General features: G+C 68.3%; 5 protein-coding genes. All 5 read right to left on the bottom strand.

Annotated elements, in window-relative coordinates; all coding sequences use genetic code 11:
• Nucleotides 1-150: 150 nt before the first annotated feature.
• From AB0H32_RS16570 to AB0H32_RS16550, 5 genes are read right to left on the bottom strand one after another with little or no spacing between them, the layout of a single operon-like run.
• Entirely contained in the window at nucleotides 151-1,299 is a 1,149-nt protein-coding gene (locus AB0H32_RS16570) for an aldose epimerase family protein (RefSeq protein ID WP_361120122.1), read from the bottom strand.
• Between the two features lie 25 nt (nucleotides 1,300-1,324).
• Nucleotides 1,325-2,569, bottom strand: a complete 1,245-nt coding sequence (mmsB, locus tag AB0H32_RS16565; RefSeq protein ID WP_361120119.1) for a multiple monosaccharide ABC transporter permease — start codon at nucleotides 2,567-2,569, stop codon at nucleotides 1,325-1,327.
• Nucleotides 2,566-4,134: a multiple monosaccharide ABC transporter ATP-binding protein gene (gene mmsA, locus AB0H32_RS16560; protein WP_361120116.1), complete on the bottom strand. Its 1,569-nt coding sequence runs from the start codon at nucleotides 4,132-4,134 to the stop codon at nucleotides 2,566-2,568. Before mmsA ends, mmsB begins: the two co-directional genes overlap by 4 nt.
• 32 nt (nucleotides 4,135-4,166) lie before the next feature.
• Entirely contained in the window at nucleotides 4,167-5,276 is a 1,110-nt protein-coding gene (chvE, locus tag AB0H32_RS16555; RefSeq protein WP_361120114.1) for a multiple monosaccharide ABC transporter substrate-binding protein, read from the bottom strand.
• A gap of 48 nt (nucleotides 5,277-5,324) precedes the next feature.
• Nucleotides 5,325-6,293, bottom strand: coding sequence for a hypothetical protein (locus AB0H32_RS16550; protein WP_361120111.1), 969 nt, complete (start codon nucleotides 6,291-6,293; stop codon nucleotides 5,325-5,327).
• Nucleotides 6,294-6,394 lie beyond the last annotated feature (101 nt).

Genomic DNA, 6,394 nt, shown 5'->3' with positions numbered 1-6,394 from the left:
ACCGGCTGTTCGCGATCTGCGACGTACGGCCGGTGGAGCGGTACCTCGCCGCGCATCCGTCCAAGGGTGGCCCGTGCGGGGGAGCACGGGCCACCCTTGGATACGGAGGGGGCGGCAGTGGCGTTCAACTCATGCGATGTGTGAGCCGGTTCACGCCGAGAACGAATGGACCGTCGTCGTCCGGTACGTCTGCCCAGGTCGCAGCACGGTGGAGGGGAACGACGGCTCGTTCGGCGAGTCCGGGAAGTGCTGGGTCTCCAGGGCCAGGCCGTCGCCCTGCCGGTAGGTGCGCCCGGCCGGGCCGACCAGCGTGCCGTCGAGGAAGTTGCCCGAGTAGAACTGCACGCCGGGCTGGTCGGTGAAGATCTTCAGTGTGCGGCCGGACCCGGGATCGCGCAGCGTCACCACGTGCTCCGGCTTCGCGGTCACACCCTTGTCGAGCACGAAGTTGTGGTCGTAGCCCTTGGCGGTGACCAGCTGCCGGTGACCGGTGCGGATGTCCCGGCCGATCGGCTTGGGCCGGGTGAAGTCGAACGGGGTGCCCGCGACCCGCGCCAGCTCGCCGGTGGGTATCAGGCCCGGGTCGGTGGGAGTGAACCGTCCTGCGGCGAGCCAGAGTTCGTGGTCGTGGATGCTTCCGCTGCCCTCGCCCGCGAGGTTGTAGTACGTGTGGTTCGTGAGGTTGACGACCGTCGGCCGGTCGGTGGTGGCCTTGTAGTCGATGCGCCAGTCGCCGTGCCGGGTGAGGGTGAAGGTCACCTTCGTCCTCAGCGTGCCCGGGTAGCCCATCTCGCCGTCGACGCTCGTGCAGTACAGGTGCACCCCGACATCGGGGCCACAGGTGAAGGGCTCGACGTCCCACACCTTGGTGTTGAAGCCCTTGGCACCCCCGTGCAGGCTGTTGACACCGTCGTTCACCGACAGCTGGTAGGCCGTGCCGTCCAGGCTGAAGCGGCCCCTGGCGATGCGGTTTCCGTACCGGCCGATGGTGGCGCCGAAGAAGGTGGTCCCGGCGACATACGCGGCGAGGTCGTCGTAGCCGAGCGAGACGTTCGCGTACCGGCCGTGCCGGTCCGGGATCTCCAGGGACTGGACTATGCCGCCGTAGGACAGCACCTTGAGCCGGGTGCCGCCGTTCTCCAGCGACCAGCGGTACACCTTCGTGCCGTCGGCGAGCGTGCCGAAGAGTTCCTTCACCGGTTTCCTGCCCGGGGCGGCCTCGGCGGTGCCGCCGAGCGCGGTGGCGGCGAGGCCCGCGGCCGCGGCGCCCGCGATGACCGTGCGTCTGTTCAGTTCCATGTGCGGCTCCCTCTGCTGGTGGGTGCTACGAACCGGACTTGCGCTTGTTCCACACGTCGAACCCGACCGCCACCAGCAGGGCGATGCCCTTGATGACCTGCTGCCAGTCGGTGCCGACGCTCAAGAGGTTCATGCCGTTGTTCAGCACGCCGAGGACGAGACCGCCGATGATCGCGCCGAGGACGGTGCCCACACCGCCGCTCATGGACGCGCCACCGATGAACGACGAGGCGATCGCCTCCAGTTCGAAGTTGACGCCCGCCTTCGGAGAGGCCGCGTTCAGACGGGAGGCGACCACCAGACCCGCCAGGGCCGCGAGCACGCCCATGTTCAGGAAGACGTAGAAGGTGACCTTCTTGTCCTTCACGCCGGACAGCTTGGCCGCCGGCAGGTTGCCGCCGATCGCGTAGATGTGGCGGCCGAACACCGCGTTGCGCATCACATAGCCGTAGCCGGCCACCAGCGCGCCGAGGATGATCAGCACGATCGGGGCGCCCTTGTAGCTGGCGAGCAGCAGGGTCAGCACGAGGATCGCGGCGACCAGCGCGGTCAGCTTGAGCAGGAAGAGCCGGGCGGGCAGCACGTCCAGGGCGAACTCCTGCTGGCGGCGCCGGTCGCGGACCTCCTGCCACACCACGGCCGCGATCAGCACCAGCCCGAGCAGCAGGGTGAGGTTGTGGTAGTTCGTGTCCGGGCCGGCCTCGGGCAGGAAGCCGTTGCCCATCTTCTGCAGGCCGTCCGGGAACGGGCCGAGGGTCTGGCCCTTGAGCAGGATCTCCGTCAGGCCGCGGAAGAGGAGCATGCCGGCCAGGGTGACGATGAAGGACGGTATGCCGAGATGGGCGATCAGGAAGCCCTGGACCGAGCCCGCCGCCGCGCCCACCAGCAGACACAGCACCAGCGCGATCGGCCAGGACAACCCGTGCTGCACGGTGAGCACGGCCGCGAACGCGCCGACGAACGCGGTGAGCGAGCCGACCGAGAGGTCGATGTGCCCGGCGATGATCACCAGCATCATGCCGATCGCGAGGATCAGGATGTAGCTGTTCTGCAGCACCAGGTTGGAGACGTTGCGCGGCAGCAGCAGGTCCCCGTCGGTCCAGACCGCGAAGAGGACCACGATCAGGCCGAGCGCGATCAGCATGCCGTACTGGCGCATGTTGCGGCGCAGGCCGTCCAGCACCAGCCGGAGCAGACCGGAGCCGGCGGCCGAGCCGCTCCTGCCCGGTGGCGCGGGGGCCGGGCTCTTGGCGGTCACATCCGTGCTCATCGCGTCACCTCTTCGTCCTTCGTGTTCTTCTTGTCCTTCGTCATGTGGCGCATCAGCACTTCCTGTGTGGCCTCGGCCCGCGGCACCTCTCCGGTCAGCCGGCCCGCGGCCATGGTGTAGATGCGGTCGCACATGCCGAGCAGTTCGGGCAGCTCGGAGGAGATGAAGACGACCGCCTTGCCCTGGGCGGCGAGCCGGTCGATGACCGTGTAGATCTCGTACTTGGCGCCCACGTCGATGCCGCGCGTGGGCTCGTCCAGGATCAGCACGTCGGGGCCGGCGAAGATCCACTTGCTGAGGACGACCTTCTGCTGGTTGCCGCCCGACAGCTTGCCCACCGGCTCGAAGACGGTCGGTGCCTTGATGTTCATGGAGGTGCGGAAGCCCTCGGCGACCTGCCGCTCCTCGTGCTCGTCCACCACGCCCCGCCGGGCCACCCGGTGCAGCGCGGTCAGCGAGATGTTGCGGTTGACGGTGTCGATGAGGTTGAGGCCGTAGTGCTTGCGGTCCTCGGTGACGTAGGCGATGCCGTGTCCGACCGCCTCGGCGACGGTCCTCGTGCGGATCTCCCTGCCGTCCTTGAGGAGCGCGCCGCCCGCGTACCGGCCGTAGCTGCGGCCGAAGACGCTCATCGCGAGTTCGGTGCGCCCGGCGCCCATCAGGCCCGCGATGCCGACGATCTCCCCGCGGCGCACCTGGAGCGACACGTCGTCCACGACCTTGCGCTGCTGGTCGATCGGGTGGTGCACGGTCCAGCCCCGGATCTCCAGCGCCGGGGCCGCGCCCTCCTCGGGCCGGTGCGGGGTGCGTTCGGGGAAGCGGTGGTCGAGGTCGCGGCCGACCATGCCGGAGATGATGCGCTCCTCGGTCGTCTCCGGCGCCTTCACGTCGAGGGTCTCGATGGACCGGCCGTCCCGGATGATCGTCACCGAGTCGGCGACCCTGCGGATCTCGTTCAGCTTGTGCGAGATGATGATCGAGGTGATGCCCTGGTTCTTCAGCTCCAGGATGAGGTCGAGCAGCTTGCCGCTGTCCTCGTCGTTCAGGGCCGCGGTCGGCTCGTCCAGGATCAGCAGCTTCACCTGCTTCGAGAGCGCCTTGGCGATCTCCACGAGCTGCTGCTTGCCCACGCCGATGTCGGCGACGCGGGTCTGCGGATGCTCGTCCAGACCGACCCGGCGCAGTAGTTCGGTGGCGTGTCCGAGGGTGTCGTTCCAGTTGATGAGCCCGCGCCGGGCGTGCTCGTTGCCGAGGAAGATGTTCTCCGCGACGGACAGAAACGGCACCAGAGCCAGCTCCTGGTGGATGATGACGATGCCGCGCTGCTCGCTCGCCCGGATGTCCCTGAAGCGGCAGACCTCCCCCTCGAAGAGGATGTCCCCCTCGTAACTGCCGTACGGGTGGACGCCGGAGAGCACCTTCATCAGGGTGGACTTGCCGGCGCCGTTCTCCCCGCAGACGGCGTGGACCTCGCCCTGCCGGACGGTCAGGGTGACGTCCGACAACGCCTTGACACCGGGAAAGGTCTTGACGATCGAGCGCATGTCCAGGACGGGTCCTGCCATGGTCGTGCCTTCCAATCCGTAGGGGCGGGCGCTTACTTGAGCTCGGACTCGGTGTAATAACCGCCGTCGACCAACACCTGCCGGTAGTTGGACTTGTCGACGCTGATCGGCTGCAGCAGGTAGGCGGGCACGACCTTGGTGCCGTTGTCGTAGGACTTGACGTCGTTGACCTGCGGTTTCTTGCCCTTGAGGACGTCGTCGACCATCGTCGCGGCGACGTCGGCGAGCTTGCGGGTGTCCTTGTAGACCGTCTGCGTCTGCTGACCGGCGATGATCGACTTCACCGAGGCCAGCTCGGCGTCCTGGCCCGTGATCACCGGCAGCGGCTTGCTGCCCGAGCCGTAGCCGTCCGACTTCAGCGAGGACAGGATGCCGATGGAGATGCCGTCGTACGGGGACAGGACCGCGTCGACCTTCTGCGACTTGTAGGAGGAGGTCAGGATGTCGTCCATGCGCTTCTGCGCGGTGGCGCCGTCCCAGCGCAGGGTGGTGACCTTGTTCAGCCCGGTCTGGCCGGAGCGGACGACGAGCTGCTTCCTGTCCATGTAAGGCTTCAGGACGCTCATCGCGCCGTTGAAGAAGTACCGGGTGTTGTTGTCGTCGTTGGAGCCGGCGAACAGCTCTATGTTGAACGGGCCCTTCTTCCCGCTGTCCAGACCCAGCCTGTGCACGATGTACGTGCCCTGGAGCCGGCCGACCTTCTCGTTGTCGAAGGACGCGTAGTAGTCGACGTTCCTGGTGCCGAGGATGAGACGGTCGTAGGCGATGACCGGGATGTTCGCGTCCGCGGCCTCCTGGAGCACGTTGCTGAGGGACTTGTTGTCGATGGCCGCGACGATCAGTCCCCCGACGCCCTGCGTGATCAGGTTCTCGATCTGCGAGACCTGGGTGTCCGGGTCGTCCTCGCCGTACACCAGCTTGGTCTTGTAGCCCTTGGCCTTGAGTTCCTTGACGACGTTGTTGCCGTCGTTGATCCAGCGCTCGGAGGACTTGGTCGGCATCGCGATGCCGATGGTGCCGCCCTTGGCCTCGCCCGACTTCTCCTTGCTGCCGCCCTCGCCGCTCTGCCCGCAGGCGGTCAGCGTGAGGGCGAGCGAGGCTGCCGAGGCTATTGCGGCGAGTGCGGCTCTGCGGTTGCGCATGGTGATCCGTCCTTGTCCTTCGGGGTTCTTACTCGTCGTGGCGAGGGGTCACGCGGTGGTGGGGAAGCGGTTGAGAGGCCCCGGCATCCGGGATCCGAGCGGCGCCATGCCGCCGTCCGCGCCGTGCCGGGCGAGCAGGTCCAGGGCGAGCCGGCCGCGCCGCACCCGCTCCCGGGCGGTGTCCAGGGTCACGTCCCGCAGCTGGGTGCCCCAGGGGTAGATGCCGGGAGCCCTGGACAGGCCGAACTTCAGATAGAGCGGTGCGCCGCGCCGGATCAGCTCGGCGACCTCGTACATCCGCACATAGCCGCCGAGGTCGTCGGGGGCCTCGATGTACATGTCCATGGGGGCGGCGGACACCCGGCGGATCTCGGTGAGGTGATCCAGCGTCAGATCGCTGGGTACGTTGACGGAATCGGCCCCGAGCCTCTCGTACACCGCGTACGAGGCGGGGTTGACCGGCCCGATCAGCGCCGAGACCTTCAGGGTGGTGTCGGCCGGGACGATCCCCTGCCGCCGGGCCCGGTGCAGGGTCCACAGCACGCCCTCGTCGGCCACCAGCAGGCACTTGACGCCCAGCTCGGTGGCCCGGACGGCGTCCTCGACGCAGCCGGCTACGGCGTCGTGGCCGCGGGCGCGCGGTCCGCCGCCGCGGGAGTCGGTGCGGACCGAGCCGCCGATGTCCCAGGTGCCGCGGGGGCCGGTGAACAGGCACAGCTCGATGTCCCGTTCGCCGGTCGCCTCGACCATCTCGGTGATCTCGGCGTCGGTGAGCATCCACACGCCGCTGCCCTGGCTGATGCGGTGGATCGGCACGTCGAGGCGCGAGGCCTCCTTCAGGACGACGGCCAGCGCTTCGGGACCCTCGCACGAGGGGATCTCGGTGCGCCAGCGGCCGCCGCCCGGGAAGCTGTGCGGCGAGGCGTCGGCGGGGTCGAGGGCGGGCGCGCCCAGGCCGAGTGCGGCGAGTGCCTGCTCGCCGGGCCTGCGGGCTGCCGAGACGGAAGCGTCGGTCACAAGCTGTCCTTCATGTTCGGTATTTCGGACAATGTTCGCGGCTCTGGGCGTGGAAAGGGCCTGGCTCCGGCTGTGAAAAGGTGCCTGGCCCCCGGTGTGAC

Source organism: Streptomyces sp. NPDC020362 (assembly GCF_040642095.1).
In the GTDB taxonomy this organism is placed as follows: domain Bacteria; phylum Actinomycetota; class Actinomycetes; order Streptomycetales; family Streptomycetaceae; genus Streptomyces.
This window is presented reverse-complemented; position numbering and strand designations above follow the sequence as displayed.